We start from the raw sequence: 24,934 nt of genomic DNA on the forward strand, positions 1-24,934 counted from the left end.
ACGCCGGCTCGCCCTGATTGTCGCCCACCCCAGACTCGCCGCGCGGACCGGCGTTTGCGGTGGCGCGCCGTTACCGTTACCCGGTCCCGGCGGCGTGTGGCCGGGCCGGAAGGCAGGCAGATGAACCACATTTCGACCACGGCATCGGCACAGGCCGCAGCGCTCGTCGGACGGCACTACCGGATGGTCGACCACTATGAGGTCGGCCGGGAGAAGATCCGTGAATTCGCCCGAGCGGTGCAGGACTCGCACCTCGCGCATTGGCGTGAAGACGCCGCCGCCGCGCTCGGCTACGACACCCTGATCGCCCCGCTGACCTTCCCGTCGGTGGTGTGGATGCAGATGCAGCGCGCCATGTTCGAAGCGGTGCTCACCGGCTACGACATCAGTCAGGTGTTGCAGACCGAGCAGACGATCCGGATGTACCGGCCGCTGGTGGCCGGCGACCGCTTGCGCTGCGACGCCTATGTCGAATCGTTTCGCCAGTTCGGCGACAAGGACTTCATGGTCACCCGCAATGTGCTCTCCGACGAACACAAGGAGGTCGTGCAGGTCGCCCACACCACGGTCGTCGCGGTCACCGGCACCGTCGTCACCGATGAGCTGGCCGCCGCGGTGGACGGGGTGATCATGTCCGGTCATTCCAAGGCCGACCGGCTGGCGCTGGCGGCGCGTCGCGCCGAGGAGGCCGACGAGCCCGCGGTACTGGAATGTTTCGACGAGCTGACCCCGGCCGAACCGGAACCGGCGCGCCCCTCGCGTGCCCGGATCCGCTTCGACGACGTCGCGGTCGGCGACACCCTTCCGGTGCGCACGGTGGCGCTCTCGCGCGGGGACCTGGTCAACTACGCCGGGGTGTCGGGCGATTCCAATCCGATCCACTACAGCGACCGGGTCGCCCGGGCAGCAGGCCTGCCCGACGTGGTGTCGCACGGACTGCTCACCATGGGCCTGGGCGCGGGATACCTCACCGAATGGCTCGACGATCCGGCCGCCGTCACCTTCTACGGGGTGCGCTTCGCCGGATTCGCGCCGATCGACGCCACCCGTGCGGGCGCGGTCGAATTCCGGGGCCGGATCAAGGCGCTGGACCCGATCCGCCGCAGTGCGACGGTGGCGATCACCGCGACCTGCGGCGGCCGCAAACTGTTCGGCCGGGCCACCGCCGAGGTCCTCCTGCGCTGATCGCGGCCGGTCGCGGCACGAATGACGGTAGGGCCGAGCGGGTTTCGCGGGCGCTGGCGCGCGCCGATCCATGGGAGACTCGAAGGATGGGTGCCTCGGAGCTACGTTCTGTCCCTACCGACATCCCGCGCGCGGCGGGGGAGCGGACCCCGGCGATCGACGGCGGACCGACCGTCTTACGGATGGTGCTCGGCGGCCGGTTACGGCGGCTGCGGGAAGCCGGCAACATCACCAGGGAGGCGGCCGGTGAGCACATCCGCGGCTCGCACTCCAAGATCAGCCGCATCGAGCTGGGCCGCACCCCCATCCGCGAACGCGATCTGCTCGATCTGCTCGCCCTCTACGGCGTGACCGACGCGGAAGAGATCGACGAATTCCGCAGACTCGCCGAGGAAGCGGGCAGCTCGGGGTGGTGGCACCGCGACAGCGACTGGCTGCCGAAATGGTTCGACATGTACCTGGGGCTCGAGCAGGCCGCGTCGATGATCCGCGGCTACGAACCGCGTGCGGTACCCGAACTGTTGCAGACCGCCGACTATGCCCGCGCCCTGATCCGGCTGGCCCATCCCACCGAATCCGAGGACGGCATCGAGCGGCGGGTCGCGCTGCGGATGCGCCGGCAGGAAATTCTTACTCGGCCCGATCCGCCCCGGCTGTGGTTGATGGTGGAGGAGGCGGCCTTGCGCCGTCGCATCGGCGGGACCGCGGTGTGGAATGAACAGCTCGACCGGTTGATGGCGGCGGTGCAGCAGCCCAACGTGACGGTGCAGCTGCTCGCCGACCACGTCGGCGGCCCGGCGCTGACCGAGGGCGCGTTCACCATGCTGCGCTTCGCCGAGCCCGATCTGCCCGACATCGTCTACATCCAGCAGCTCACCGGCGCGCTGTATCTGGACAAGCGCGCCGATCTGGACGCCTACCGTGCGGTGGCCAACCAGCTGTCGGTGCACGCCACCCCGCCCGAACACACCCCCGGCCTGCTGCGGGCGCTGCGTCACCGGGAGCCGCCGATCCTGCGGCATCCCACCGGCGATTAGGGCAACCCGCGACAGTGGCCTGCCCGGCGCGCAAGGGTAGGGAACGAGCGCGCCGGGCAGGCCGTGCACCCGGTCGACGCGGCGAACGAGAACCGGGCACGGCACCGACGTTAGGGCACAGCGGCGGGCACGGCACGGTGCGCGGCCCGATCTCGGGAATTCTCCGGGCCGGCGTGGAAACTGTTGTGAGCGAACACAAACCGACCGGCTACACCGGGAACAGGCTGTGCCGGCGCGGATCGTGGTCGGTGACCGCGCCCTTCGCACGCAGCAACCGCAGGGCGCGCCGGATCTCGAGGCGAGTATCGGCCGGTTCGATGACGGCGTCGATATAGCCGCGTTCGGCCGCGATCCACGGCGTCGCGGTGGTGGCGTTGTACTGGTCGATCATGAACTGGCGCACGGCCTCGCGCTGATCGGAGGGCACCATCGCCAGTTGTTTGCGCCCGACGATGCTCACCGCACTCTGCGCGCCCATGACCGCGATCCGGGCGGTCGGCCAGGCCAGGCTGATATCGGCGCCGAGCTGCTTGCAGCCCATGACGGCGTAGCCGCCGCCGTAGGCCTTGCGCACCACCACCGTCACGATCGGCACCGTCGCCTCCAGCACCGCGCGGAAGAAGCGCCCGCCACGCTTGATCACCCCGCTGCGTTCCTCCTCCACGCCCGGCAGCACACCGGGGGTGTCGACGAGGAAGACCAGCGGCAGCCCGAACGCATTGCAGAGCCGGATGAAATGGGTCGCCTTGTCCGAGCATCGGGCGTCGATGGCGCCGCCGAGGGCCATCGGCTGATTGGCGACCACGCCGACGCTGCGGCCGTCGACGCGGGTGAAGCCGGTGATCAGATTCGGTGCGGTGGCGGCGCTGATCTCGTGGAACTCGCCGTCGTCGAACAGGCGCACCAGGATGTCGTGCATGTCGTAGCCGTGGCTGTCCGAATCCGGGATGATGGCGTTCAGTTCGAGGTCGGATGCGGTGCGCTCGGGTTCCAGACCCGGGTTGACCACCGGCGGCTGTTCCAGGCAGCTCGACGGCAGATAGCTCAGGTAGCTGCGCGCCCAGGCGAAGGCATCGTGCTCGGTGGCCGCGACGTGGTGCACGGTGCCGTTGGCGGCCTGCACCTGCGCGCCGCCCAGCTCCGCCATGCTGACCTCTTCGCCGGTGACCTCCTTGATGACCTCCGGCCCGGTGACGAACATGTAGGACTTCTCGGTGGCGATCAGCACATCGGTGTTGACCGGGGCGTACACCGACCCGGCCGCGCATTTGCCCAGCATGATCGAGACCTGCGGGACGAATCCGGACAGTTTTCCCTGCCGTCGGCTCATCAGCGCGTACCAGGCGAGGGAGGTGACCGCGTCCTGGATGCGGGCGCCACCGGAGTCGTTGATGGCCACCACCGGGCAGGCGTTGTCGAGGGCGAAGTCCAGCGCCGCGGCCACCTTGCGGCCGAACATCTCACCCACCGAGCCACCGAAAACGGTCTGGTCATGGGCGATGACCACCACCGGCCTGCCGTCGATGCGCCCGCGCCCGGTCACCACGCCGTCGCCGTACATGGCCTCGCCGGAGCCGGGTTGACGTACCAGCGCGCCGATTTCGACGAAGCTTCCCGGGTCCACCAGGGCGCGGACGCGTTCCCGGGCGCTGGGAATGCCCTTCTGTTTGCGTTTGGTGATACCGCCTTCGCCCGCGGGTTCTTCGGCGACCTCCAGGATGGCCTGCAGCTGTTCCAGCTTTTCTCGGGTACCGCTCATTACTTGTGGATCCAGCCCTTCATTCGCCGGCGCCGAAACTACCGCGAGGCCGAGCCGTGCGGAGGCGCAGCGCTCGATGCTAAGGGTGCGAAGGGGCCGGGCACAGCGACCGAGCTGATCTGATGGGAGACCTCACAGACGTGTACGCCCCGGCTCTCACCTGACCTCGGCGTGCGGTTGCGTGGCACCGATGGTTTTTGTGGGTATTCCCTGACAGAAAAGAACGGGCTGGTGATCGGTCCTCGAGGCGCGGCCGGTCGCTGTCACCTGTTCTCGGCCGGCCGTACAGTGACCGCGACGCGGCGCCGGGAAATGCGCGGCCGGCGCCGTGTCTCACACATTCCCGGGACACACCTGCGTTGCGCACGGATCTGCGTACCCGCGGTCCGTTATCTGATTGTGATTCCGCCCAACCGGCCCGGATCGCGCTCATGACTTCTCCGATTCCCCTCGGCTCCGGGCAATTTCACCACTGTTCACCGATAACGTCCGGTAGTCATGATGGGCACACAGGCCGGCGCCGATATTTCGAGCCTGGAAGCGAAACTCGTGCGATTCCTGATGCGCCGCAGAAGGGGCACGCACGGCGGTGACCTCGCGGCCACGGTGCGGCACTGCCTGGCCGAAGCGGTGCAGCAGCTGCAGCCACGCACCGCACGGCCGGGGCCGGGCGCCGAAACGATCGCGGGATCGGCGGCACGCTGGGCGCGCGAGGGCGTCGCCCTGGAAGCGGTGCTCGGCGCCTACCACGAGGGGATCCGCCAGGGCCTGGAATTCCTGGCCGACCACGCCGCGGGCGAGGACGCGGCCGATGATTCGGCGCAGCAGCTGTTGGCCGGTACCCAGCTGATGGTGCGGGTGCTGGAACTGGTCACGGTCACCGCCTCGGCGGCCTACCTGGACGAGCACCGCCTCGTCGCGCGCGAACACCAGACCGCCGCCCAGACCTTGGTCTCGGCGCTGCTGAGCGGGCACGGGGCCAGCGCGCTGGCCCGGCGCACCGGCATCGCCGTGGCGCCCGCGTACCAGGTGGTGGCCCTGGCGATACCGCCGCATCCGGACGAACTCGATTCCGGGATCGGGGCAGTATCGGCGGGCAGGCGCAAACTGCGGCGAGTGCAGGCGGCGTTGGCCGCTCCGCTGGGCTCGCGGTCGTTGTCGCTGCTGTCGGCCGACGGTGGCACGGTGCTGATCCCGCAGGATCCCGTCTCCGCTTTCGCGCCGTCACCCGCGATGACCGGCGAGGTGCTCGAGGTGGTCGGCGAGGCCGCCGAGGTGGCGCTGACCGCGGCGGTGATCAGCGGACCCACCGAGCGGATCCCGGAACTGGCCGGCCGCGCCCACGACGTGCTCGAACACGTCCGCGGCGCGGGGCATCCGGCGGGGCTGTACCGGATCACCGAAGGTGGCGAGACAGACAGCGGCGAGACGGGCCAATGGCGGTATCTGCCGGTCGCCGCCGCCGACGCGGCCCGAATCGGCCGATCCGCCTGAGCGGTATCCGACGCCGAATTCGTCCCGGGACAAGGAGAACCATTGTGACCACCGCGCTGACCGATCGCGACATCTTGCGCGAATTGGAGCCGTTCGCCGAGCGCCAACTCGACGATCATCTGCGCAAGGCCAAGGCCTGGAACCCGCACGACTATGTGCCGTGGGACGACGGCCGCAATTTCGCGGCGCTCGGCGGCATCGATTGGGAACCGGGACAATCGAACCTGTCGGAAGTGGCGCGGGTAGCGATGGTCACCAATCTGCTGACCGAGGACAATCTGCCGTCCTATCACCGGGAATTGGCCGATACCTTCACTCAGGACGGGGTGTGGGGTACCTGGGTGGGCCGCTGGACCGCCGAGGAGAACCGGCATTCCATCGTGATGCGCGACTATCTGGTGGTGACCAGGGCCGTCGACCCCGTCGCGCTGGAACAGGCCCGCATGGCGCATATGACCACCGGTGTGGCGAAACCGGAGAAGGGGTCGCAATTCCTGCGCTCCACCGCCTACGTCACCTTTCAAGAGCTGGCGACACGGATCAGCCATCGCAATACCGGAATCGCCTGTCAGGAGCCGATCGCCGAACGAATGCTGCAGCGCATCGCCGCCGACGAAAACCTGCACATGATCTTCTATCGCACGATCAGCGGCGCCGCATTGGATCTCGCGCCCGACGATATGCTGCGGGCGATCACCGATGTGGTGACCAGGTTTCAGATGCCCGGCCTGACCCAACCCGATTTCCGGCGCAATTCGGTGCTGTTGGCCAAGAACGGCATCTACGATCTGCGCCAGCACCTGGATGTGGTGCTGCGGCCGGTACTGCGGGCCTGGCGGGTCTTCGAACGCACCGACCTCGGCGGCGAAGGCGAACGCGCGCGCGAGGAACTGCACGCCTTCCTCGACGATCTCGAACGCCGTGCCGTGCGGTTCGAGGAACGGCGCGAGGCCGCGGCCGCGCGCCGGGCACAGCGGAGCGCCGCGGCCGGATGAGCAGACGAATACCGGTGACGGCGGCGGCGATGGCGATGGTCGCCGCCGTCTGCGTGACGCCCGCGGCCGCCGCCCCGACGGGATCGGTGCCCGTCGTGGGATCGCCCGGCCCGGGCGCCGAAACCACCGTCACTCGAACATCATTGGTCCGCGTCGAAGTCCTCGGCAAACAGCGCGTCCGGCTGCACATCGCCTCCGCGGCAATGCGGCGTGTCATCGCCATCGACACCCTGATCGGCACCGGCCCGGCCCCGCGCCCGACGCTGTACCTGCTCGACGGGGTGGACGGCGAGAAGACCTCGGGCTGGCTGACCAAGGGCGGTGCCGCGGAATTCTTCGCCGACAAGCCGGTCGACGTCGTGCTCACCACCGGCGGCACCGGCAGCATGTACAGCGACTGGGTGCGCTCGGACGCGGCCCTCGGCCTGAATCGCTGGGAGACCTTCCTCACCGAAGAGCTGCCGCCGCTGGTGGAAACCTATCTCGGTGGCACCGGCGTCCGCGCCATCGCCGGGGTGTCGATGGGCGCGCAGGCGGCGATGATGCTCACCCAACGGCATCCGGGGATGTACCGGGCGGTGGCGGGGATGAGCGGATGCTATTCGACCGCGGACCCGCTGGGCCGCGCCGTCACCACCATCACCGTCGCCTCCCGCGGCGGGAACCCGGAGAACCTGTGGGGGCCGCCGTCCTCACCGGAGTGGGCCGCCCATGACAGCCTGCTCGGGGCCGAGCAGTTGCGCGGCACCGCGATCTACCTGTCGGCCGCCACCGGCGCACCGACCGGCGTCGATTTGACCGAGGTGGCGCGGGCGCCCGATATCGTCGCGGCGCTGGGGGAGATGGGCGGCGGTGCGGCACTGGAGGCGGGGGCGCGCTCGTGCACCGAGCGGATGGCCGCCCGGCTCGACGAACTCGGCATCCCGGCCACCGTGGAGCTGCTGGACGCCGGCATGCACACCTGGCCCGATTTCCGGTCGCAGCTGCCACGCACCTGGCCGACGCTGGCGACGGCGCTCGGAGTGCAGCTCACTGGGCCGCGCTGAATCTCACGCGGTGAAGCGCACTTCCGCGGCGGCGTAGCCGAACAGTTTGCGCCCGTGCGAGCGCGCGTCGATGGCGATGGTGCCGCGGCGCCCGCTCGGGTCGAGCGAGGTGATGCGGCCGCTGAACTCGATCGGGCTCGACGCCAGCGCGGGCACCCACAGATAGTGGGTGTTGTGCGCGAATTGCGCGCGCAGCCGGGTCACCGCGGCCGGGTCGCCGAGCCAGGAACTCAGATAGCCCGCGGCCAGGCCGAGCTTGAGCATGCCCGGTGCCACCACGGTGGGCAGCCCGCATTCGACGGCGGTGCGTTCGTCGAACAGCACCGGGTTCGTATCCCCGGTGACGCCCGCGTAATTCACCAGATCACCGCGCGACAGTCGCAGCACCCGGGTCGGCAATGCCGTGCCCACGCGTAGCGTCGCGGGATCGATGGCGGTGCGCGGCACATGGGGCGGCGACATGGCCGTGACGACCTCCGCGCCGGCTTCGGTGATGGTGCCCGGCACGGTGACGGCCCGCGAGTCGGTCATCGCCACCCGGCGCACCGCCTCGCTGAGACGCTCGGCCTCACCGGTGCGGGCCAGCAACGCCGTCGACCCGGTCTGCACCACCTGGCCCTCGACGTCGGTCAGAACGCTCTTGATCGCCATGACGTCGTAATCGGCGAAATGGCGGAACGATTCGAAGTAGATATCGCAGGTCAGTTCGTCGCCGGCGATGAGCGGTCGGCCGATGTCGATCACCTGATCGGCGTGCAGGATCCGGGCCGGGTCGTAGCCGGTGAGCACCGTGTCCAGGATTTCGCGATGCACCCGGAGCAGGATGATCGAGGCGAATGTCGCCGGTGCGATCAGACCCGGGTACCCCAGTGCGGCCGCGGCGGATTCGTGCCAATGGGCCGGGTGCCGGTCCTGTACGGCGCGGGCGTATTCCCGGATCTTCTCCCGGCCCACGGTGTATCGGTGCGAGGACCGATAGCGGTGATCGAGCAGGGCCCGCACCTGATCGGCGGGGGCGACGGTGGTGGCTGCCTCGGACATCTGTTGCTCCTCGAAAATGCGCTCGGAACGGGATTCGGCCACGCCGGGCTCAGCGCATGGGGCCGAATACCCAGGCGGGAACGGGATTGTGGTCGGGGGTGACGGCACCGGCCACCGGCACGCCGGCACCGATGAAGCTGGCGACGGCGCGGTCGATATGGTCGGCGGAGGTCACCACGACGGCGTCACGGGCCCCGATCTCCTGCATGATCCGCGCCGAATGGTGCGCGTTCTGCACGGTGTCGGCGGCCGCCGGATCCAGATGCACCCGCTCGGCCGGGATGCCGTGGCGCACCAGCCAGTCCGCCATCGCGACCGCCTCGCTGACGCCGTTGCGCGGGTTGCCGCCGGTGACGATGATCGGTGAGCCCGGCGCCAGCAGGGCCTGGACGTATCCGGCGCGTAGGCGGGCGATCAGCTCGGGTCGCATGCTGCCGTCGGGTAGTAGTCCGTAGCCGAGGACCACGATCGCGGTGCCCGGCCCGTGCACCTGGGCCAGCGGGCCGGACACGAATTCGGCCGAACCCGTCGAATCGGCGGCCGCCGCGGGCGGTTGCAGGCCCGACCCCATCACGGCTGCCGCGCCGAGCAACGTGCAGGCGGCCAGCCGCAGGCCGAGTCGTCGGCGGTGGGACCTGCCTGCGGACTGTGGGCGGGTCGGCGATGCCATCGAATCGAACATGGGCGCTCCCAGAAAATGTGCCGAGCGGTAGCCACCGTCGGCGGAAATGTATTGCTCCATGATTCGGCAGCCGCCGGCGAATATGCCGTGATCGGTTGGTTATCTGGAGGATTCACCGATTACCGTCGCCGCTTTTCGTGTCGATCCACGTGCGGTTGTGATTGCTTACCTGCCGCTGCTTTGCCGCGCTGTGAGATTCACCGTGACCGCGTTGCGCGGCGATATCTGTGCCGGGTCCCTAATGGCGGGCAACGGCGTTCGTGAGGTTTCCAGACACCGCTGGCGCACGGTGGTTTCGGGGTCTTGCGGACTTAGCGTTGGCGCAGTTTCCGTGCCGTCGACCGGCACGACGGCACTGAATCCTTTGCTCAGGAAGGCATGTGATGAGACGAAGTACCTCTGGCCGGTTGTGGCGTTCGGTGGTGGTGGCGAGCGCGGTGGCGTTGGCGTTGACCGCGGTGGGTGGGCAGGCCGCGGCGGCGCCGACGGAGCAGGATTTGGCCGACTATATTGCGGCGGGTCGGTCGGTGGCGGGGCCGGTGGCTGATTCGGGGTCGAGTTCGGGGTCGGCGTGTGATTCCGGTAGCGGCGCGGGTTCGGGTAACGGGTCCGGTGACTGTTACGGCGGGTCCGGGTCGAGTTCGGGGTCCTCGGGTGGATACGCCTCGGACACGGTGGGATACGGTCCGTCGCAGACGTCGTGGCTGGCGGCGTTCGCCTATGGTTTGGCCAATGGTGATGCGGCTCCGCCGGGGGCGAATGATTGGAATTGCAAGCCGACGCCGGAGCATCCGCGGCCGGTGTTGTTGATCCACGGCACGTGGATGAATGCTTATAACGGGTTCGCGTATATGGGGCAGCCGATCAAGGATGCCGGGTTCTGTACCTTCACCTTCAACTACGGCCGCTCCAACCTGCTGGAAGGTGGTGGGTTGGGGTCGGTGCTGCCCGGGGTGATGGGCACCGGCTACATCCAGGACTCGGCCAAGCAGTTGGCGGTGTTCGTGGATCGGGTGCTGGCCGCGACCGGCGCTTCTGAGGTCGATATCGTGGCCCATTCTCAGGGTGGGTCGATGTCGAACTGGTACACCAAGTTCGAAGGTGGTGCGGCGAAGGTGAAGAACCTGATCACCTACGGCGCCACCCATCACGGCACCAGCCTCGACGGGATCGGTGCGCTCGGGCGCGCGATCAACAACCTGGGTATCGATATCCTCGGGTTCATCGAGATCTTCGTCGGGCACGCCGGCATCCAGCAGACCATCGGCTCGGACTTCGTCAACCAGCTCAACGCCAACGGCGACACCGTCGCCGGGGTGGACTACACCATCGTGGGCACCCGCTACGACGAGATCACCAACCCCTACGATCTGACGTTCCTGAAACAGGGTCCCGGGGCCACGGTCCGCAACATCACCCTGCAAGACGGCTGCGAGCAAGACATCTCCGACCATTTGACGATGATGTATTCCCCCCGCGCCCTGTCGATCGCGTTGAACGCCCTGGATCCGGTGCAGTTCCCGCAACTGCAATGCACCTTCAACCCCTGGCTCATCGGCGGCGGCGGACAACTCTGACCCCCTAGACCGGCACCCACTGGACCGGATCGACTAACGACTCCGGCGACCGGCCCGCTGGCTGCCAGGCCGCCGCGCCATCCCGTGCCGGCGGACGGGAGACCCCTCAACCCGCCCCTGTCCGTCCCCCGCACCGAGAACGCGGCGGAAATGCCCACCGAACGGCCGAAACGCACCCGGCCGTTCGGTGGGCATGCGGCGTTTCCGGGGGTGGGCGCGGCACTGCCTCGGCGACAGGCGGCGAGCTGGTGCGGACGCTGATTCGTGCACCTAAGTTACCGCGTATTGCTGCTCAGAGCGCGCATTGACCGACAGGCCTTCCTGGTAGCCACGACGCTGCCGGGGCGCGCACCACCTGTCGGCTGTGGGTTCATTCTCCCTGGTGATGTGAGTCTGTTCAGCCTCGTTGATCATGTCTTCGCCGATCGGCGGCAGAAGGTAGGGGAGTGGACGTACCGTTCCGCCGAAAACGTGTACAAGGTTACGGCGCCCTGTTAAGTTAATGACTATTCCGCGACGCTGCGGAGCTGGCCGCCATGCTGCTCTCCGCGTGATCGGGATCTGCTTGTACTCGATGAGGAGTGGACGTCATGGACGCAATCAACAGGCGTAATGCGTTGAAGGCCGGGGGGATTCTGGGAGCGATCGGCGCCATGGCGGTGGTCTCGCCCGCCCGCGCCCAACCCTGGACGTGGTCGCCCAACGGTTCCGTCGCCGGATCCGGGACCGGGGCCGACCCGATGACGGTCTGGGATCCCGAGGCCGACGAACTGGTCGCCGGCCTGATCGACCGAGGCGAAGTCCCCAGGGTCAACGAGCTACTGCGCACCTGGACCAGAAACGGCCAGCCGCTGCCCGACGGGTTGCCGCCGCAACTGCGTGACTTCATGGAATACGCCAGGCAGATGCCGCACTGGACCGATCCGGCGAAACTGAGCACCGCGATCGAGTTCAACAAGAAGCGCGGGCTCTACCTCGGTGTGCTCTACGGGTTCGCGAGCGGCATGATGAGCACCGTCATTCCGAAGGAAGCCCGCGCGGTCTATTACTCCAAGGGCGGCCACGACCTCAAAGACCGCATCACCAAAACCGCCAAGCTCGGCTACGACATCGGCAGCAACAATGCCTACGCCCCGGATGGGGAAATGGTCGTCACCTGCGTCAAGACCCGCCTGGTGCACGCGGCGGTGCGGCATCTGCTTCCGCAATCCCCGCATTGGGTGCAGTCGGCGGAGGAAAACATTCCGATCAGCCAGAACGACATGATGGTGACCTGGCACAGCCTGCCGACGACCGTCATGAAACACCTGACCAATTGGAAGGTGCCGATCCCCCCGCACGAATCGGAGGCGTTCCTGCATTCCTGGCAGGTCGCCGGCCACATGCTCGGCATCCGCGACGAATACATCCCCAATTCCTGGCCGGAAGCCAATTCCCAAGCGGCGCAGGTGCTCGACCCGATCCTCGCGGCGACCCCGGAAGGGGCGAGGCTGGCCGACCGGCTGCTCGGACTCGGCGCCAACATCGATTTCGCCATTCTCACCAAACCGGTGCTGGGTTCGTTCACGCGGTTCCTGCTGGGCGACCGAATCGCCGACGGGCTGGCCATTCCACGGGAACCGGTCTGGGATCCGCTGCTGCGGTTCAGCTGGGGACCGTTCATCGCCGTGCGCGAAGGAGTGCTGACCGTCGCCCCGCCGACCGCGGAGGTGTACTGGCTGTTCGACGAATTCCTGCGCAAGGCCGCACTGACCTACCTGTCCGAATTGCGGATGCCGATCAGCATCGAAATCCCCACCATGAACCGCGATATGAGCAAGCCGCATCGCTGACCAACCGATTCATCGAAAGAAGGAGCGACAGTGCGTAATTCCCTCCGTTGTGCCGCGGCCACGCTCGCGGCGGCGTCCCTGGTCGGCGCGGCGGCCGGTGCGAGTGCCGAAGCCGGACCGGCGGCCACCGCCGCGCCGGTAGCCGAAGCGGGCACCGGGTCGTCGATGCTGGACGCGGGCTCCTCGGCCGCGCGATCGGCCGGGGTCCTCGCCCAGCAGGGCGACATCATCGGCCTCATCGTGCTGCTGGGCATCACCCCGTTCCAGATGCTCACCAGTGGTATCTGCGATCTGGCCACCGGTTCGGGCCTCGGGAATCCCTGCTCGCCGTCGCGGTACTGAACCGCGGCGCCGGTAGGTCAGCTCGCGCGCGGGTCCCAGCGGTCACCGGCGATGGCGATCGGCAGCGGCGGTCGAAGCATGACAAACGGCGTTGATCGCGCGCCGGTTCGGTGCTCGGTCGCAGCCGTCACCGATGACGTCGAACGCACCGCCGATCAGGGAATGACGACAGGCCCGTCGATCGCGGCCGGATCGTCGGCCCACCGCTGTCCGGCCTCGCGCGGGGTGACCCCCTGCTCGGCCCACGCGGCCAGGAGCTGAGCGACCTTGGCGTGCATGATGGTGCGCAGCCGGTCGAACGAGGTGCCCGGATCGTCGTCGACCTCACCGAGCAACAGCCACCACGCCCAGGCCACGGCACCGGCGTTGGCGACGAAGTCCGGCACCACCGGGATACCGCGGGCGGCGAGCATGGCCTCGGCCTCCGGCGTGGTGGCGGCGTTCGCGGCCTCGACGACGATGCGGGCCCGGATGCCGAAGGAGTTGTCCGGGGTGATCGCGTAGGAGATGGCCGCGGGCACGAGAATGTCGGCGTCGCAGGACAGGATCGCGGTGCGCGGCAGCTGCTCGATGCCCGCGGGTAGCCGGGTGCGGTCGATCTCGCCGTAGCCGTCGCGCAGCTCCAGCAGCGCCGGAATATCGAGGCCATCGGCGCGGTACAGGGTGCCGGCGGCGTCGGCGACGGCGGTGATCGTCATCCCGGCCTCGTGCAGGTAGTAGGCCGCCGCGCCGCCCATGGTGCCGATGCCCTGGATCGCCACCGTGGTGCCGGACGGCGCCTGCCCCCACCAGACCGCCGCCGCCAGGCAGGCATGCGCGACGCCGTATCCGCCGATCACATCGCCGAGCAGGAAACCGCCGTCGACCGCCGCGTCGAGCCCGCGACGCACCCGGGCCAGCGTCGCGGCCGGGTCGGCGGCGCGCCGGATGGCGGCGTGATAGCTCTGGCCGAGTCCGAGGCTGCCGAACACCTCGTCGATCAGATGCTGCGGGACGCCCAGATCCTCCGCGGTGACCCAATGCGCGTCCAGCCACGGCCGCATCGCCTCACAGAACCGTTCCAGCACCCCGACCGCGCGCGGATCCTTGGGATCGAAGTCGATGCCGCCCTTGGCTCCGCCGACCGGGAGGTCGAAGGTGGCGGTCTTGGCGGCCATGCCGCGTGCGAGATCTTCCACCTCGCTCATCGTGCAGCCGGGACGCATCCGGGTACCGCCGGTGGCCAGGCCGGCGCGCAGGGTGTGCACGACGAGATAGCCCACCGCGCCGGTGAGCGAATCCGTCCACTGCAGGCGCAGATACGGTTCGGCACGGCGGAGAGCGGGCACGGCGGGCCCCGATGCGAGTGCCGCGACCTCATGCGCGCTCGCCTGCGCGGGACCACCGACCGGTTCGTGCATCGTCGTCATGGCGGACACCTCCCTGTTGCGTGCTCGTCCCGGCCGTCGGAAAAACGCCGCGTCGCGCACTCGCCGGTCCGGTGCCGATCCCACCCGATCCGGGTGCGATCTCTGCTGCCCAGCGTGCATTCGCACAGGTCCGCGCGTCTATTTACGGTTCGTTCACGGCAGTGTTCACCGTTGCTGCACAGCGCCGCGGCTGTGCCGAGCGCATAGGCTCGATGGCATGGATCTGTCGCTGGCCCGCCTGCGTATGCTGCGCGAGCTGCACCGCCGCGGCACCATCACCGCCGCCGCCACCGCGCTGCACTACACGGCGTCGGCGGTGTCGCAGCAGCTGGCGCAGCTCGAACGCGATGTCGGCACCCGGCTGCTGGAGCGGCGCGGGCGCCGGGTCCAGCTCACCGACCAAGGGGTGCTGCTGGCCGAGCATGCCGAGGAGATCCTGGCCTCGGTCGAACGCGCCACCCAGGCGCTCGAGGACGCCGCCGAATCGGTGACGGCCACGCTGACCGCAGGGGTCTGGGCCTCGGTGGCTTCCGGCCTGCTCCCGGACGCGCTCAACGCCCTCGCCCGCACCCATCCCGGCATCCTGGTGCGCACGCGGGAACTCGCGCCGGAGTCGACGGCCGCGGCGGTCCGCGACGGCGCGCTCGATCTGTCGTTCGTGCTCGACTACTCCAACTATCCGATGGCATGGGACGGCGGTCTCGACCGCGCCGTCATCGCGGTGGAGCGGCTCTACGCCGCGGTACCGGCCGGCGCCGTCCCCGCGACCAGCGTGACGCTGGCCGAGCTGGCCGAATACCCGTGGATCCTGGCCCCGGCCCGGTCGCACTTCGGGCACGCGGTCCGGCTGGCGTTCCAATCGGCCGGCGTGGCGCCGCGCATCGACCACGAGGTGGAGGAACAGGCGACAGCCATGGCGATGGTCGCCGCCGGACTCGGCGTCACCCTCGTGTCCGACCTGGGCCTGGCCTTGCGCCCACCGGGAGTCGACATCATCGCACTCGGCGACATCCTCACCCGCACCGTGTCGCTGGCCTACCGCACCACCACCGCGCGGCGAGCCGCATTGCTGCTGGTGGTGGACGCGATCAGGGCCGCGGCCCAGGACAAAGGCCTGGGCGCCGACACCGCGTTGCCGGACTCGGCCGAGACCGAGCGGCCGCGCTGACTCGGCACCGGCCCGGTGTGCTCGCTTCCGGGACTGTGCGCCGTCAGTTGTCCCAACCGGCCAAGGCCGATGCCAGATCGGGCACCTCGAGAATCTCGATGGCCTGTTGACGCACCTCCGGGCAGGTCTGGGTGGTCACGGTGTCGACGATCGAATTGTCCCGGATCACCTCGTCATTGAGCCCCTCATTGCGGGCCGCCCAGTTCTGCACGGTGCCGTTGAAACTCACCTTCGCCACCGTGGGGCCCTGGTCACGCCAATTGTCGAGCTCCGGCTCGATCATGTCGCACAACTGCTGCGCCGCCTGCGGGGTCACGGTGTCCTCGTCAGCGCCGGGCGAGGTCATCGCCCCGGGGGTCGTCATGGTGATCGTCGGCATGTCCGGAGTCCGGGGCACCGGATCGGAACCATCATCATCACCACACCCCACCAGCACCGCACCGGCTGCCAGCGCGGCAGCCGCCACCGTCGATCGCATCAGATAGTCACGAGACCGTCGCATCACTTCTCCTCACAGATAGGGGTACTTGTCGTGGCTGTACCCGATCGATGTGAGGGCAACCAGGGCTGAGCCTGGCGCGGCGCCTGTGTTCGCACGACGCCTTTCGACGGCCCTCGACGTCAGTCGATGTAGCCGGTCGCCGGGTTGATCATGCCGAGGAAGCTTCTGATCGATTCCCGGTGCTCACCCATCGTCGGCAGGTAACACTCGGCACCGGGATCGCCGGCGGTGCGGGCCGGACTACCGCCGAAGCCGTACCCGTCATTCGGTCCGGATCCCCAGTCGTAATCGGTGCCGCCATCCGGCCGCATCCGGAGGGTGAATACCTCGCCGTCGACCACGAGGGCGATCGGCCCCTCCCCGGGCCGCGGCTGGTAGTCGTCCGGCAGCACGTCGCCATCCATGGTGCCGCACCCTATTCGGATCGAGACAGTGCTGATGCGCTGGCCAGCGCCTGATCTGCGAACCCCATCACCGTGGCCGCCGTACAAATCGGATGCCGAGGCGTGTGGCGAAGAACCCGAGCAGTGCGCCGACGAAGGTCGGAGCCACGACGAGGCCGACCCAGAACCAGCGAGTCGGCCACATCTTCGCGGCCATCTCACCCAGCAGCTCGTTGGGGTGGGGGTCATAGCTCGCCCAGTAGCAATTGACCGAAGTCGGCCCCAGCGTCCACCAGACTGCAGAAACCGCCACTGCGGTGACCCCGCAGAGGAAGCCGAAGAGGGTCGTGAACAGGACCGTCGATTTCACCGATACCGGAACTACATCCGTCATGAGGTCAGTCAAACAGCAGTCTCACCCATACGCCGTGTCGACACAGACCGCAGCCTGGCACAGCGAGTAGTGGAAGTCTCCGGTGACCGTGGCGTCTTCGCCGAACGACTCCCGGGCCAGCGGAATTGCCCTGGTTTCTGTGAATTCCGATGGCGCCCCTACTACGTGCGCTTGGGACTATGTCCTTCGTGATCAAAACGAAGCCGGACACCGGCCCCCGCGTATCAGTGGGTTCGGTGCGTGTAGCAACCTTCAATGTTCTGTCGCCCCTGCTCGCCGATTGGCACCGCCGAAAGAAGGTCGTGGCAGAGCACTTACGGGCGGCTGCCCCCGACATCATCGCTTTGCAAGAGGTCGACGCCACGGAGGATCGTGAGCAGGGCATTGCCGATCTGCTCGGCCCGGGCTGGCACGTCGCGTGGCACTCTCGGACAACGCCTGATGGCGTCGGGCTGGCCCTGGCCAGCCGCTGGCCGTTCGCCAAGATCCATGAGCGCGGACTGGGAGTCACCGATCGCGCGGCGGTGTTTCCGTGGTCGGCGGTGGTCATCGCCGAGGTTCGTGCGCCGCAACCGTTGGGGACACTGCATGTCGCCCACCACAAACCGGTCTTCCAGTTCGATTACGAATATGAACGTGAGTTGCAGGCTGTCGAGGCGGCCCGGTTCATCGAAGAAGTCCTCGGCGACCGCGACGAGCACGTTGTCCTGGTCGGCGACTTCGACGCCACGCCGGACTCGTCGAGCATCCGGTTCTGGACCGGCCGCCAGTCACTGGCCGGTGTGAGCGTCAGCTATCACGACGCGTGGGAAGTGCTGCGTCCCAACGATCCCGGGCATACCTTCACCCCGGGTAATCCGCTGGTCGCCGGTGGTGACATGTTCTCCGCCGCCGGACGTCGCATCGACTATGTGATGGTGCGAGGCAAGAGTTTCGGGCCGACGCTCGCGGTGCGGTCTGTCGACCTGATCGGTGTCCAGCCGCAAGGTGGGGTGCAAGCGAGCGACCACTACGGTGTAGTCGCCGACCTGACTGTTCCTGCGCGAACTCCTGGCATCTGGGGTTGACAAGGGTACGCGCTTCAGAACACGGCGTCGCGTTCTCGTAGTTGCCTGGTGTCCGGTCGGGCGAGTTCGGCGTCGACTTCGAGGTCGATGGTGCTGGCGATCGACCGAGTGGCTTTTCCCGGAGACTGGGCGCTAGTTGGCGGAGAAGCCGGCAGCCAAGAGGCCTATTCGTCACCGTCGGTGAACAACAGTGCCGCTGCGGCAAGGTGGACCATGCAGTCGTCTGGCCGATGATCGCGGTGCAGTTCGAGAAGTTCCCGAGCGCGTTCGCGTGTGAGGTCGAGGAGGTGGACGCGGCACATGTGTTCAGCGAGGCGTCCGTCTGCCTGCACATAGGTCCTGTGGTGCATGGGTCCCTGACTTGTCGATGGAAGGAAACTTCGAAGTGGTTCCGAGGCTCGGTGCGCCATGGCCGGGGTTCGAGACTGCCGATGGGCTATGCGGTGTTGTGTGGCCCGATAGCCGGCGGGCGGTGATTGAGCGTGGATGGGGACTGTGGCAGCGACGGGAGCCGGTACATCCGACGATCGATGCCGGTCACCATGTCGTTGTAGGTGTCGATCAGCTTGGCCAACTGGGTCCACGAATCGTGGACTAGTGGGTCGTCGGCCGCGCGGGTCATCAGAAGGCGGTATGCGCGGACTTGGACCGCGGCGATCCGGTCGATCAGTGCACCGACCGTCCACGTCGTCAACCGTGCGCGCGGATGGGGCGTTGGGAGACGAGCATCGAGCCACCGATCGATTTCGACGACAAGCCCGCGCCTCCGGAAATGGACGGCAGAGGAGGGGGTGCTATCGAGAAGTGCGGCGTGGATAACGCCGAGCTCATAGGCGAAGCGGGTGAGTGGATGGCGGCCGACGTGGTGTCCGCGGACTGCCGAGAGCAGCGAATCCTGGCCAGGCCACGCCAAATCCACGTCGTCGACGGTCGGAGGCGCAGCGTGAGGTTCGGCAGAGGGAGCCCAGCCGTCGATGTATTCCTCGCTTTGGGAACGTCGGACTGTGCTGTCCGGCCAACGAGTAACGAGGTCATCTTTCGCGGCGCAGCGAGGCCGCGGATCCCGGCTGGGTATCCTGCCGGTCTTCTCTCGGCTTACACGGACGTCCGCCGCGCAGTTCGATTCGGGCATATGGCGAGTGAAGCCGGGTGATGGCTACAGCGGAATGGCATTCCCGCAGGGCAAGTACATGGCGGAACTGAGCCGGATAGCCGGGCGTAGTGCCCTGGCGAGTCCATGGCATCTCGTAGTGCCACGCCAGTTCGTCAGTGCGGCACGGGTTCCTATGGTCTGATTGCATGTCGATACTGAAATGGCTGGATTCAGGTGGAGTCGGCGGCCAGGCCGACTTCGGGGTTTCGGTGAAGCGAGGGGACCAGCTCGATGGAGGACTCGCCTGAAGTACCGCAGTGGGGTGATCGGCTGCGGTCATTCCGGACCGGGATGGGTATTACACGTACCGCCCTGGCGGCATTGCTGAATCAGCGAGGCGCACAATCCGGCGTGAACGTGGCGTGCGACGAACGTCTGGTTGCACGGTGGGAGCGGGGGGAGGTGCGGAGACCGTCTGCAGCGTATCGGAAGTTGCTGGCATCGATTGGAGCGCCGACGCCGAATCCGGCGGCAAACGCCGATCCGCGTCCATGGCGGCACGCGGACGGCAGCTGCAGCAAGAGTCGTGAAGCTGCCGAAGGACCGAAGCCGGGTGCTTACCGCGCGGGTCGTACCGATGACGAGCGAGAGCTCCGGTTTCTGGGCGCAGTAGCCGCAGCCTCCGTCGGGTCGCTGGATGCGCTGGTGCCGTGGCTGCCGGATATACCCGAGTCCAGTCATGGACCGTCCCGGGTGGGTATGGCTGATGTGCAAGCCGTTCGGACGATGACGGGGGGCCTCCGAGCATTCGACCAGCGGCACGGCGGATACGCCGTGCTCGATCCGGCTATCGGACTGTTGCGATGGGGATCGGGATTCCTCGCGAAATGTTGTGATCGGACGTCTTCAGCGGCGATGGCCACTGCGTTGGCCGACCTGTCAAGGCTTATCGGATGGGCGTGCTATGACGTCGGTCAGCTCGCTCGTGCCCGGCAGTATTCCGCATTGGCACTGTCGTACGCTCGGTCGGCGGATGCCGACAGCCTGGTGGCGTCGATCCTGTATGTGCTGGGCAGGGTCAGCTTGTTCGAACGGCGCCCTCGTGAGGCGCTGCGCATGTTCCAGCTCGGCCAGATATCGGCACAGGATGCCGCCAATCGAGGCGAGTCGGCTCGTCTGTACGCCAATGAGGCATGGGCGCATGCCATGTCCGGTAACTCCCAACTCATGCACGATGCTCTCGCGCGAGCCGACCATGAGATCGATAGCATCGACCGCGGGCGGTTGGACCCGTGGACCACGGTGTTCTTCTCGGCCGGCGAGCTGCCCGGTGGTTGCGTCCGTCAGAGTGGTGTACGAGCGGCGACGGCCAGCTTGTGAGCGTGTCGTAGCCGGAAAGTAGGCGGTCACCGCGTGATCCTTCTTGAACCGCCAAGCTCAACGAAGGAGAAGTTCACGCGATGACCTCTGTCGAGCCTATCGACCCGAATCAGCCGTTCGCCGAGCAACTCGCCGCAGCGAGCCCGGATCTGCTGCGGCAGATGCTCGCCTCGTTCATGCACACGATGATGAACACGGAAGCCGACGCGATCTGCGGCGCCGAATACGGCCAACGCAGCGCCGAGCGCGTCAACTCACGCAACGGTTACCGCCACCGCGATTTCGATACCCGCCTCGGTACCATCGACGTGGCGGTGCCGAAACTGCGCCACGGCAGCTACTTCCCGGACTGGCTGCTCGAGCGCCGCAAACGCGCCGAACGCGCCCTCACCTCGGTGGTGGCGACCTGTTACCTGCTCGGGGTCTCGACGAGGCGGATGGAGAAACTCGTCGAATCCCTCGGCATCACCAGTCTGTCGAAATCGCAGGTCTCGGTGATGGCTGCAGACCTGGACGCCCAGGTCGAAGCGTTCCGCACCCGCCCGCTCGACCAAGGCCCCTACACGTTCGTCGCCGCCGACGCCTTGGCGTTGAAGGTCCGGGAGAACGGGCGCGTGATCAACGTCCACGCCCTGGTCGCCACCGGTGTCAACGCCGATGGTTACCGCGAGATCCTCGGTATCCAGGTCACCTCCGGCGAAGACGGCGCCGGCTGGCTCGCGTTCTTCCGTGACCTCGTCGCCCGCGGCCTGACCGGGGTTTCTTTGGTCACCAGCGACGCGCATGCCGGGCTGGTCGCGGCGATCGGTGCCACGCTGCCGGGCGCGGCCTGGCAACGCTGCCGCACCCACTACACCGTGAATTTGATGTCGATCTGCCCGAAGACCTCATGGCCTTGGGTGCGGACTCTGCTGCACTCGGTGTTCGACCAAGCCGACCCCGATTCCGTTCACGCACAATATGATCGGATGCTCGACGCTTTGGGTGAGAAGCTGCCGAAAGTCGCCGAGCACCTCGATACCGCACGCGCGGAGCTGCTGTCGTTCACGGCGTTCCCGAAGCAGATCTGGCGCCAGATCTGGTCGAACAACCCCCAAGAACGGTTGAACAAAGAAATCCGCCGCCGCACCGACGTCGTCGGTATCTTCCCCGACCGCGGCGCGATCATCCGCCTCGTCGGCGCCGTGCTCGCCGAGCAACACGACGAATGGATCGAGGGCCGACGCTACCTCGGCCTCGACGTCCTCGCCCGGGCCCGCGCCATCACCGAACCCGACGAACAGGAGGAAACGACCCCCGCAGAACTCACCGCCTGACCAACAAACGGATCAGCGGTGACCGCTCCACTTACACCACGCCAATGGACTTGACCCTGCCCGGTATTCGTGCGGTCATATTCAACGAGTACGCGCGGTCGACAGACAACGGCAAGGATCGCGATCGCTATTCATGTGCGGCGGTAGAAGAAGCACGCCTGTCCCTATCCGTGGCCGAGCACGACCGGCCGCTGCGTAGTGTGTTGTTCGACCGTACGACTTTGGCAACGGGGTTGTTCCGGCTGAACGAGCCTAGTCCGGCCGTCGACAGCGCGGCGACCGCATTGCAACTCGCCGGAGTGGTCGGTAGCGCTCGCGTTCGCTCACGACTGGTGTCGATGGCGGAGGAAGCGGAACCATGTGCTCGTGACTCGGCGGTTCAAGAGATCCGGCATCAGGTGAGCCAGTTGGCGTTGCCCGACGTAAGTGTCCGATCGGCGTCAGCAGCGCACCCTCGCTAGTATGGCGGATGTGGCGACAGCTATCTCGCCGGACCGTGCAGCTGAGCTACGTGCCGTAATCAGCAATGCGTGCGCCGAGGTCGGGTTCGTTTCCGACGGCGCGGAGCTGATCAAGTACACAGTAAACGCGGTATTCAGGCTTCAGCACACTCCCGTGATAGTGCGGGTGGGAACTGGGACTGTCGGTCGGTTGCGCGGCCATCGTTTGGTGTCGGTTGCTCGTCTTCTGGCCGACCAAGGCGCCCCGACCGCCCCGTTGGCCCGCGTTCCCCAGCCGATTGCGGTTGGGGAACATACCGTCACCTTTTGGCGTGAGCTCGGCGAACGGTCCTGGGCGCCGGAAGACTTGGCCATTCCACTCAAGCAGTTGCATTCGGCGGTGCGATCCGACGGTTTACCCGGCTGGGACCCATTCGGCCACGCCTTTGCACGCCTGGACGAGGCAGACGATGCGTTATGCAGGGGCGACCGCCAATGGCTGCGCGATCAGTGGGCTGCTGCTGAGGAAGAGTACCGTCGGTGGCAGTCGCAGATACCGCTCGGCGTCATTCACGGAGATCCGCATGCCGGAAACCTGCTCGCCGATGAAGCAGGACGAATTGTCATGTGTGACTTGGACGAAACAGGTGTCGGTCCCCTCGCATGGGATCTGGTCCCGCAAGCTGTCGGCGCGATCCGCTTCGCACGCGCTGACTACTACCGGCGGTTCGTGGCGGCCTACGGGGCGGATGTCACCACCGAACCCTATTGGTCCGTGCTGAGGTGCATTCGTGAACTGATCATGGTGACAAGCGTGCTGACAGACCTAGGGAAACGCCCAGAGGTCGCGGCAGAACATGCACACCGAATAGCGTCGCTTCGTGCAGGCGATGCCAACGCTATCTGGCACCGCTACCAGTAGCGACCTCAACGGAACGGTTCACCGGCCATATCACTCAGGCGAACAGGGAAGGAGTGACGTGCCCCCGATCCAGGTAGCTGTGTGCGGGCCTCGTGAGTGCAGCGAGGAGGAAGCGGCGAATGCGCGGGCGGTCGGCAGGTTGCTGGCGGAGGCGGGGGCGACGGTGTTGTGCGGGGGCGGGGGTGGGGTGATGGCTGCGGTGGCGGAGGGGGCGTCGACGGCGGGTGGGTTGGTGATCGGGGTTCGGCCGGATACGGACCGAGCAGGTGTGTGCGAGGGGTTGTCGGCGGTTCTGTACACGAATATGGGTGAGGCGCGTAACGCCATCCTGGTGTGGTCGGCGGACGCCGTGATCGTTATCGGCGGGTCGTGGGGGACGTTGTCGGAGCTTGCGCTGGCGAACCGGCGTGGCGGGGTGAGGGTGGTGACGTTGGGTGGATGGCAGGTCCTCGACGCCGATGGCGAGCGGGTCGACGCCGGTGTCGCAGCGACTCCTCCGGAATCCGCTGTCGACGCCGCGCTCGGACGGATGTAGAGCGTTCCTGGAGGAGTAGGGAGGTCGAACTGCGAGTCGGTGCCGAGAAGCCGGGGCTGCAGTATTTCTGCCGCGCGGAGACTCGCGCCGATTGTGTCGAGTCTCTAGGGGTGAACTCGGGGGTTGGTGATCTGTCCAGAGCCGATCTTGTTCGCACGGTGACGCGCTCGGCGGGTTCTAGTTTGGTCGTGATTCACCCGCAATCGACCGGCTGGACGGTGCCGAGACCGGTCGCCGCCCAGGACAGGAGCTTTCGCGTCTCATGATCGGATCTGGAATAGCCCGCCGCGCGCGGGGACGCCTGCTCGCGGTCGCGTTCGCGATGATGGCTGTCGCGCCCGGTGCAGCGGTCGTGGCGCCGAGTGCGACAGCCGAGCCCGCGTCGGAGATCACCGGCTCCTGGGAGGTCGATGACCGCACAGTCCAGTTGCGGGTGCATTCGGCGTCGATGGATACCGACATCATGGTGAATGTGCAGCGGCCCGCGGATCGGTCGGCGCCGAGGCCGACGTTGTATCTGCTCAACGGCGGTGGCGGTGGGCAGGACAGCGCGACCTGGCAGAAGAACACTGATGTGCTGCGGTTCCTGGCGGACAAGGACGTCAATGTGGTGCAGCCGATCGGCGGTCGGTGGAGTTACTACACCGACTGGCGAGCGCGGGATCCGAAACTCGGTGTGTACAAATGGAAGACGTTCCTCACCGAGGAACTGCCGCCGTTGATCGACGCCGAATTCGGCACCACCGGCGTCAATGCGATCGCGGGACTGTCGACCTCGGGGACCTCGGTGCTGCAACTGCCCATCGCGAAACCCGGCCTGTACCGGGCGGTCGCGGCCTACAGCGGCTGCGCGCAGATCAGCGATCCGATCGGGCAGCAGTTCGTGAAGATGGCGGTGGAGTCGTGGGGTGGTGGCGATACCGACAACATGTACGGCCCGCCCGGTGACCCGATGTGGGCGGCCAACGACCCGTACGTCAACGCGGAGGGGCTGCGCGGGCTGAAGCTGTTCATCTCCACCGGCACCGGGATTCCGGGGATGTTCGACGTGTACAACGGCACCCATATGCAGCCGGGCCCGCGCGGTTTCGCCAACCAGCTGGTGCTGGGCGGGTTGATCGAGGCGGCGGTGAACTGGTGCACCCACAATCTGCGCGACCGGCTGCATCAGCTGGGTATCCCGGCCACCTTCGACTTCCAGCCCACCGGCACCCATTCGTGGGGGTATTGGCAGCAGGCGATGAAGGCTTCGTGGCCGGTGCTGGCCGACGGGCTGGGGTTGCCGCGATGAGGCCGCGCGCACGAGTGGTCGTCGGGTGAACGCTATGGGTAGCA

At 67.3% G+C, this 24,934-nt stretch carries 24 protein-coding genes; 16 read left to right on the top strand and 8 right to left on the bottom strand.

What is annotated here, in order from left to right:
• Positions 1-120 precede the first annotated feature (120 nt).
• Together FEK34_RS14505 and FEK34_RS14510 are read left to right on the top strand one after the other, a co-directional pair.
• On the top strand, positions 121-1,185 hold the full coding sequence (locus FEK34_RS14505) for a fused (3R)-hydroxyacyl-ACP dehydratase subunits HadA/HadB (protein WP_138448390.1): 1,065 nt from the start codon (positions 121-123) through the stop codon (positions 1,183-1,185).
• 182 nt (positions 1,186-1,367) lie between these two features.
• Positions 1,368-2,222 (top strand): helix-turn-helix domain-containing protein, encoded by an 855-nt coding sequence (locus FEK34_RS14510; protein ID WP_138448594.1) that lies wholly within the window; start codon positions 1,368-1,370, stop codon positions 2,220-2,222.
• A 208-nt stretch (positions 2,223-2,430) separates the two neighbouring features.
• On the opposite strand, the gene FEK34_RS14515 is transcribed toward FEK34_RS14510, so the two are convergent.
• Positions 2,431-3,981, bottom strand: coding sequence for an acyl-CoA carboxylase subunit beta (locus FEK34_RS14515; protein WP_138448391.1), 1,551 nt, complete (start codon positions 3,979-3,981; stop codon positions 2,431-2,433).
• 498 nt (positions 3,982-4,479) lie between these two features.
• Between FEK34_RS14515 and FEK34_RS14520 the strand changes: the two genes are divergently transcribed.
• Genes FEK34_RS14520 through FEK34_RS14530 form a run of 3 tightly spaced genes read left to right on the top strand, consistent with a single transcriptional unit; the run spans position 4,480 to position 7,516 of the window.
• Positions 4,480-5,475 carry a transcriptional regulator gene (locus FEK34_RS14520; protein WP_249359164.1) on the top strand — a complete coding sequence of 332 codons (996 nt, stop codon included), beginning with the start codon at positions 4,480-4,482 and terminating at the stop codon, positions 5,473-5,475.
• 44 nt (positions 5,476-5,519) lie between these two features.
• Positions 5,520-6,470 (top strand): acyl-ACP desaturase, encoded by a 951-nt coding sequence (locus FEK34_RS14525; protein ID WP_138448392.1) that lies wholly within the window; start codon positions 5,520-5,522, stop codon positions 6,468-6,470.
• Positions 6,467-7,516, top strand: a complete 1,050-nt coding sequence (locus tag FEK34_RS14530) for an alpha/beta hydrolase (RefSeq protein WP_138448393.1) — start codon at positions 6,467-6,469, stop codon at positions 7,514-7,516. Before FEK34_RS14525 ends, FEK34_RS14530 begins: the two co-directional genes overlap by 4 nt.
• Positions 7,517-7,519: 3 nt before the next feature.
• Here the strand turns inward: FEK34_RS14530 and FEK34_RS14535 are convergent, their stop codons facing one another.
• Both FEK34_RS14535 and FEK34_RS14540 read right to left on the bottom strand, forming a co-directional pair.
• Entirely contained in the window at positions 7,520-8,557 is a 1,038-nt protein-coding gene (locus FEK34_RS14535; protein ID WP_138448394.1) for a fused (3R)-hydroxyacyl-ACP dehydratase subunits HadA/HadB, read from the bottom strand.
• A 49-nt stretch (positions 8,558-8,606) separates the two neighbouring features.
• Complete coding sequence (locus FEK34_RS14540; RefSeq protein ID WP_249359166.1) at positions 8,607-9,227, bottom strand: YdcF family protein; 621 nt, start codon at positions 9,225-9,227, stop codon at positions 8,607-8,609.
• A 395-nt stretch (positions 9,228-9,622) separates the two neighbouring features.
• On the opposite strand from FEK34_RS14540, the gene FEK34_RS14545 reads away from it, so the two are divergent.
• The 3 genes from FEK34_RS14545 to FEK34_RS14555 all read left to right on the top strand — a co-directional run bounded on the left by FEK34_RS14545 (position 9,623) and on the right by FEK34_RS14555 (position 12,990).
• Positions 9,623-10,816 carry an esterase/lipase family protein gene (locus tag FEK34_RS14545; RefSeq protein WP_138448396.1) on the top strand — a complete coding sequence of 398 codons (1,194 nt, stop codon included), beginning with the start codon at positions 9,623-9,625 and terminating at the stop codon, positions 10,814-10,816.
• Positions 10,817-11,406: 590 nt separating this feature from the next.
• Complete coding sequence (locus FEK34_RS14550) at positions 11,407-12,648, top strand: oxygenase MpaB family protein (RefSeq protein ID WP_138448397.1); 1,242 nt, start codon at positions 11,407-11,409, stop codon at positions 12,646-12,648.
• 30 nt (positions 12,649-12,678) lie between these two features.
• Positions 12,679-12,990 (top strand): hypothetical protein, encoded by a 312-nt coding sequence (locus FEK34_RS14555; protein WP_138448398.1) that lies wholly within the window; start codon positions 12,679-12,681, stop codon positions 12,988-12,990.
• Between the two features lie 155 nt (positions 12,991-13,145).
• Here FEK34_RS14555 and FEK34_RS14560 read toward each other — a convergent pair whose 3' ends face one another.
• Complete coding sequence (locus FEK34_RS14560; protein WP_249359258.1) at positions 13,146-14,390, bottom strand: Glu/Leu/Phe/Val dehydrogenase dimerization domain-containing protein; 1,245 nt, start codon at positions 14,388-14,390, stop codon at positions 13,146-13,148.
• A 226-nt stretch (positions 14,391-14,616) separates the two neighbouring features.
• On the opposite strand from FEK34_RS14560, the gene FEK34_RS14565 reads away from it, so the two are divergent.
• Complete coding sequence (locus tag FEK34_RS14565; RefSeq protein WP_138448399.1) at positions 14,617-15,567, top strand: LysR family transcriptional regulator; 951 nt, start codon at positions 14,617-14,619, stop codon at positions 15,565-15,567.
• A 43-nt stretch (positions 15,568-15,610) separates the two neighbouring features.
• Here FEK34_RS14565 and FEK34_RS14570 read toward each other — a convergent pair whose 3' ends face one another.
• From FEK34_RS14570 to FEK34_RS14580, 3 genes are all read right to left on the bottom strand, one after another.
• Positions 15,611-16,069, bottom strand: coding sequence for a hypothetical protein (locus tag FEK34_RS14570; RefSeq protein WP_138448400.1), 459 nt, complete (start codon positions 16,067-16,069; stop codon positions 15,611-15,613).
• A 119-nt stretch (positions 16,070-16,188) separates the two neighbouring features.
• Positions 16,189-16,473: a hypothetical protein gene (locus FEK34_RS14575; protein WP_138448401.1), complete on the bottom strand. Its 285-nt coding sequence runs from the start codon at positions 16,471-16,473 to the stop codon at positions 16,189-16,191.
• Positions 16,474-16,540: 67 nt separating this feature from the next.
• Positions 16,541-16,846 carry a hypothetical protein gene (locus tag FEK34_RS14580; protein WP_138448402.1) on the bottom strand — a complete coding sequence of 102 codons (306 nt, stop codon included), beginning with the start codon at positions 16,844-16,846 and terminating at the stop codon, positions 16,541-16,543.
• Positions 16,847-17,025: 179 nt separating this feature from the next.
• Between FEK34_RS14580 and FEK34_RS14585 the strand changes: the two genes are divergently transcribed.
• Complete coding sequence (locus FEK34_RS14585; RefSeq protein WP_283206601.1) at positions 17,026-17,913, top strand: endonuclease/exonuclease/phosphatase family protein; 888 nt, start codon at positions 17,026-17,028, stop codon at positions 17,911-17,913.
• Between the two features lie 436 nt (positions 17,914-18,349).
• Here the strand turns inward: FEK34_RS14585 and FEK34_RS14595 are convergent, their stop codons facing one another.
• Positions 18,350-18,832, bottom strand: coding sequence for a DUF4254 domain-containing protein (locus FEK34_RS14595; RefSeq protein ID WP_138448405.1), 483 nt, complete (start codon positions 18,830-18,832; stop codon positions 18,350-18,352).
• Positions 18,833-19,840: 1,008 nt separating this feature from the next.
• Between FEK34_RS14595 and FEK34_RS14600 the strand changes: the two genes are divergently transcribed.
• The 6 genes from FEK34_RS14600 (at position 19,841) to FEK34_RS14625 (ending at position 24,890) form a co-directional block, all read left to right on the top strand.
• A complete protein-coding gene (locus FEK34_RS14600) occupies positions 19,841-20,386 on the top strand; it encodes a hypothetical protein (RefSeq protein ID WP_138448406.1) in 546 nt (181 codons plus the stop codon).
• 80 nt (positions 20,387-20,466) lie between these two features.
• Complete coding sequence (locus FEK34_RS14605; protein ID WP_138448407.1) at positions 20,467-21,702, top strand: IS256 family transposase; 1,236 nt, start codon at positions 20,467-20,469, stop codon at positions 21,700-21,702.
• Positions 21,703-21,746: 44 nt separating this feature from the next.
• Positions 21,747-22,163, top strand: a complete 417-nt coding sequence (locus tag FEK34_RS14610; protein WP_138448408.1) for a hypothetical protein — start codon at positions 21,747-21,749, stop codon at positions 22,161-22,163.
• A 1-nt stretch (position 22,164) separates the two neighbouring features.
• Complete coding sequence (locus tag FEK34_RS14615; protein WP_138448409.1) at positions 22,165-23,064, top strand: phosphotransferase family protein; 900 nt, start codon at positions 22,165-22,167, stop codon at positions 23,062-23,064.
• On the top strand, positions 23,033-23,599 hold the full coding sequence (locus FEK34_RS14620) for an LOG family protein (RefSeq protein WP_138448597.1): 567 nt from the start codon (positions 23,033-23,035) through the stop codon (positions 23,597-23,599). The genes FEK34_RS14615 and FEK34_RS14620 overlap by 32 nt, the downstream gene beginning before the upstream one ends.
• A gap of 262 nt (positions 23,600-23,861) precedes the next feature.
• A complete protein-coding gene (locus FEK34_RS14625; protein WP_138448410.1) occupies positions 23,862-24,890 on the top strand; it encodes an alpha/beta hydrolase in 1,029 nt (342 codons plus the stop codon).
• Positions 24,891-24,934: the final 44 nt, after the last annotated feature.

It is taken from the genome of Nocardia cyriacigeorgica (assembly GCF_005863245.1).
In the GTDB taxonomy this organism is placed as follows: Bacteria; Actinomycetota; Actinomycetes; order Mycobacteriales; family Mycobacteriaceae; genus Nocardia; species Nocardia cyriacigeorgica_C.

Excerpts from the sequence above, each read along its gene's own strand:
- FEK34_RS14505 (WP_138448390.1), top strand. The coding sequence starts at position 121 with ATGAACCACATTTCGACCACGGCATCGGCACAGGCCGCAGCGCTCGTC.
- FEK34_RS14510 (WP_138448594.1), top strand. The coding sequence starts at position 1,368 with ATGGTGCTCGGCGGCCGGTTACGGCGGCTGCGGGAAGCCGGCAACATC.
- FEK34_RS14515 (WP_138448391.1), bottom strand. The coding sequence starts at position 3,981 with ATGAGCGGTACCCGAGAAAAGCTGGAACAGCTGCAGGCCATCCTGGAG.
- FEK34_RS14520 (WP_249359164.1), top strand. The coding sequence starts at position 4,480 with ATGATGGGCACACAGGCCGGCGCCGATATTTCGAGCCTGGAAGCGAAA.
- FEK34_RS14530 (WP_138448393.1), top strand. The coding sequence starts at position 6,467 with ATGAGCAGACGAATACCGGTGACGGCGGCGGCGATGGCGATGGTCGCC.
- FEK34_RS14535 (WP_138448394.1), bottom strand. The coding sequence starts at position 8,557 with ATGTCCGAGGCAGCCACCACCGTCGCCCCCGCCGATCAGGTGCGGGCC.
- FEK34_RS14540 (WP_249359166.1), bottom strand. The coding sequence starts at position 9,227 with ATGGCATCGCCGACCCGCCCACAGTCCGCAGGCAGGTCCCACCGCCGA.
- FEK34_RS14545 (WP_138448396.1), top strand. The coding sequence starts at position 9,623 with ATGAGACGAAGTACCTCTGGCCGGTTGTGGCGTTCGGTGGTGGTGGCG.
- FEK34_RS14550 (WP_138448397.1), top strand. The coding sequence starts at position 11,407 with ATGGACGCAATCAACAGGCGTAATGCGTTGAAGGCCGGGGGGATTCTG.
- FEK34_RS14560 (WP_249359258.1), bottom strand. The coding sequence starts at position 14,390 with ATGCACGAACCGGTCGGTGGTCCCGCGCAGGCGAGCGCGCATGAGGTC.
- FEK34_RS14565 (WP_138448399.1), top strand. The coding sequence starts at position 14,617 with ATGGATCTGTCGCTGGCCCGCCTGCGTATGCTGCGCGAGCTGCACCGC.
- FEK34_RS14570 (WP_138448400.1), bottom strand. The coding sequence starts at position 16,069 with ATGCGACGGTCTCGTGACTATCTGATGCGATCGACGGTGGCGGCTGCC.
- FEK34_RS14575 (WP_138448401.1), bottom strand. The coding sequence starts at position 16,473 with ATGGATGGCGACGTGCTGCCGGACGACTACCAGCCGCGGCCCGGGGAG.
- FEK34_RS14580 (WP_138448402.1), bottom strand. The coding sequence starts at position 16,846 with ATGACGGATGTAGTTCCGGTATCGGTGAAATCGACGGTCCTGTTCACG.
- FEK34_RS14585 (WP_283206601.1), top strand. The coding sequence starts at position 17,026 with ATGTCCTTCGTGATCAAAACGAAGCCGGACACCGGCCCCCGCGTATCA.
- FEK34_RS14605 (WP_138448407.1), top strand. The coding sequence starts at position 20,467 with ATGACCTCTGTCGAGCCTATCGACCCGAATCAGCCGTTCGCCGAGCAA.
- FEK34_RS14610 (WP_138448408.1), top strand. The coding sequence starts at position 21,747 with ATGGACTTGACCCTGCCCGGTATTCGTGCGGTCATATTCAACGAGTAC.
- FEK34_RS14615 (WP_138448409.1), top strand. The coding sequence starts at position 22,165 with ATGGCGGATGTGGCGACAGCTATCTCGCCGGACCGTGCAGCTGAGCTA.
- FEK34_RS14620 (WP_138448597.1), top strand. The coding sequence starts at position 23,033 with ATGCCAACGCTATCTGGCACCGCTACCAGTAGCGACCTCAACGGAACG.
- FEK34_RS14625 (WP_138448410.1), top strand. The coding sequence starts at position 23,862 with ATGATCGGATCTGGAATAGCCCGCCGCGCGCGGGGACGCCTGCTCGCG.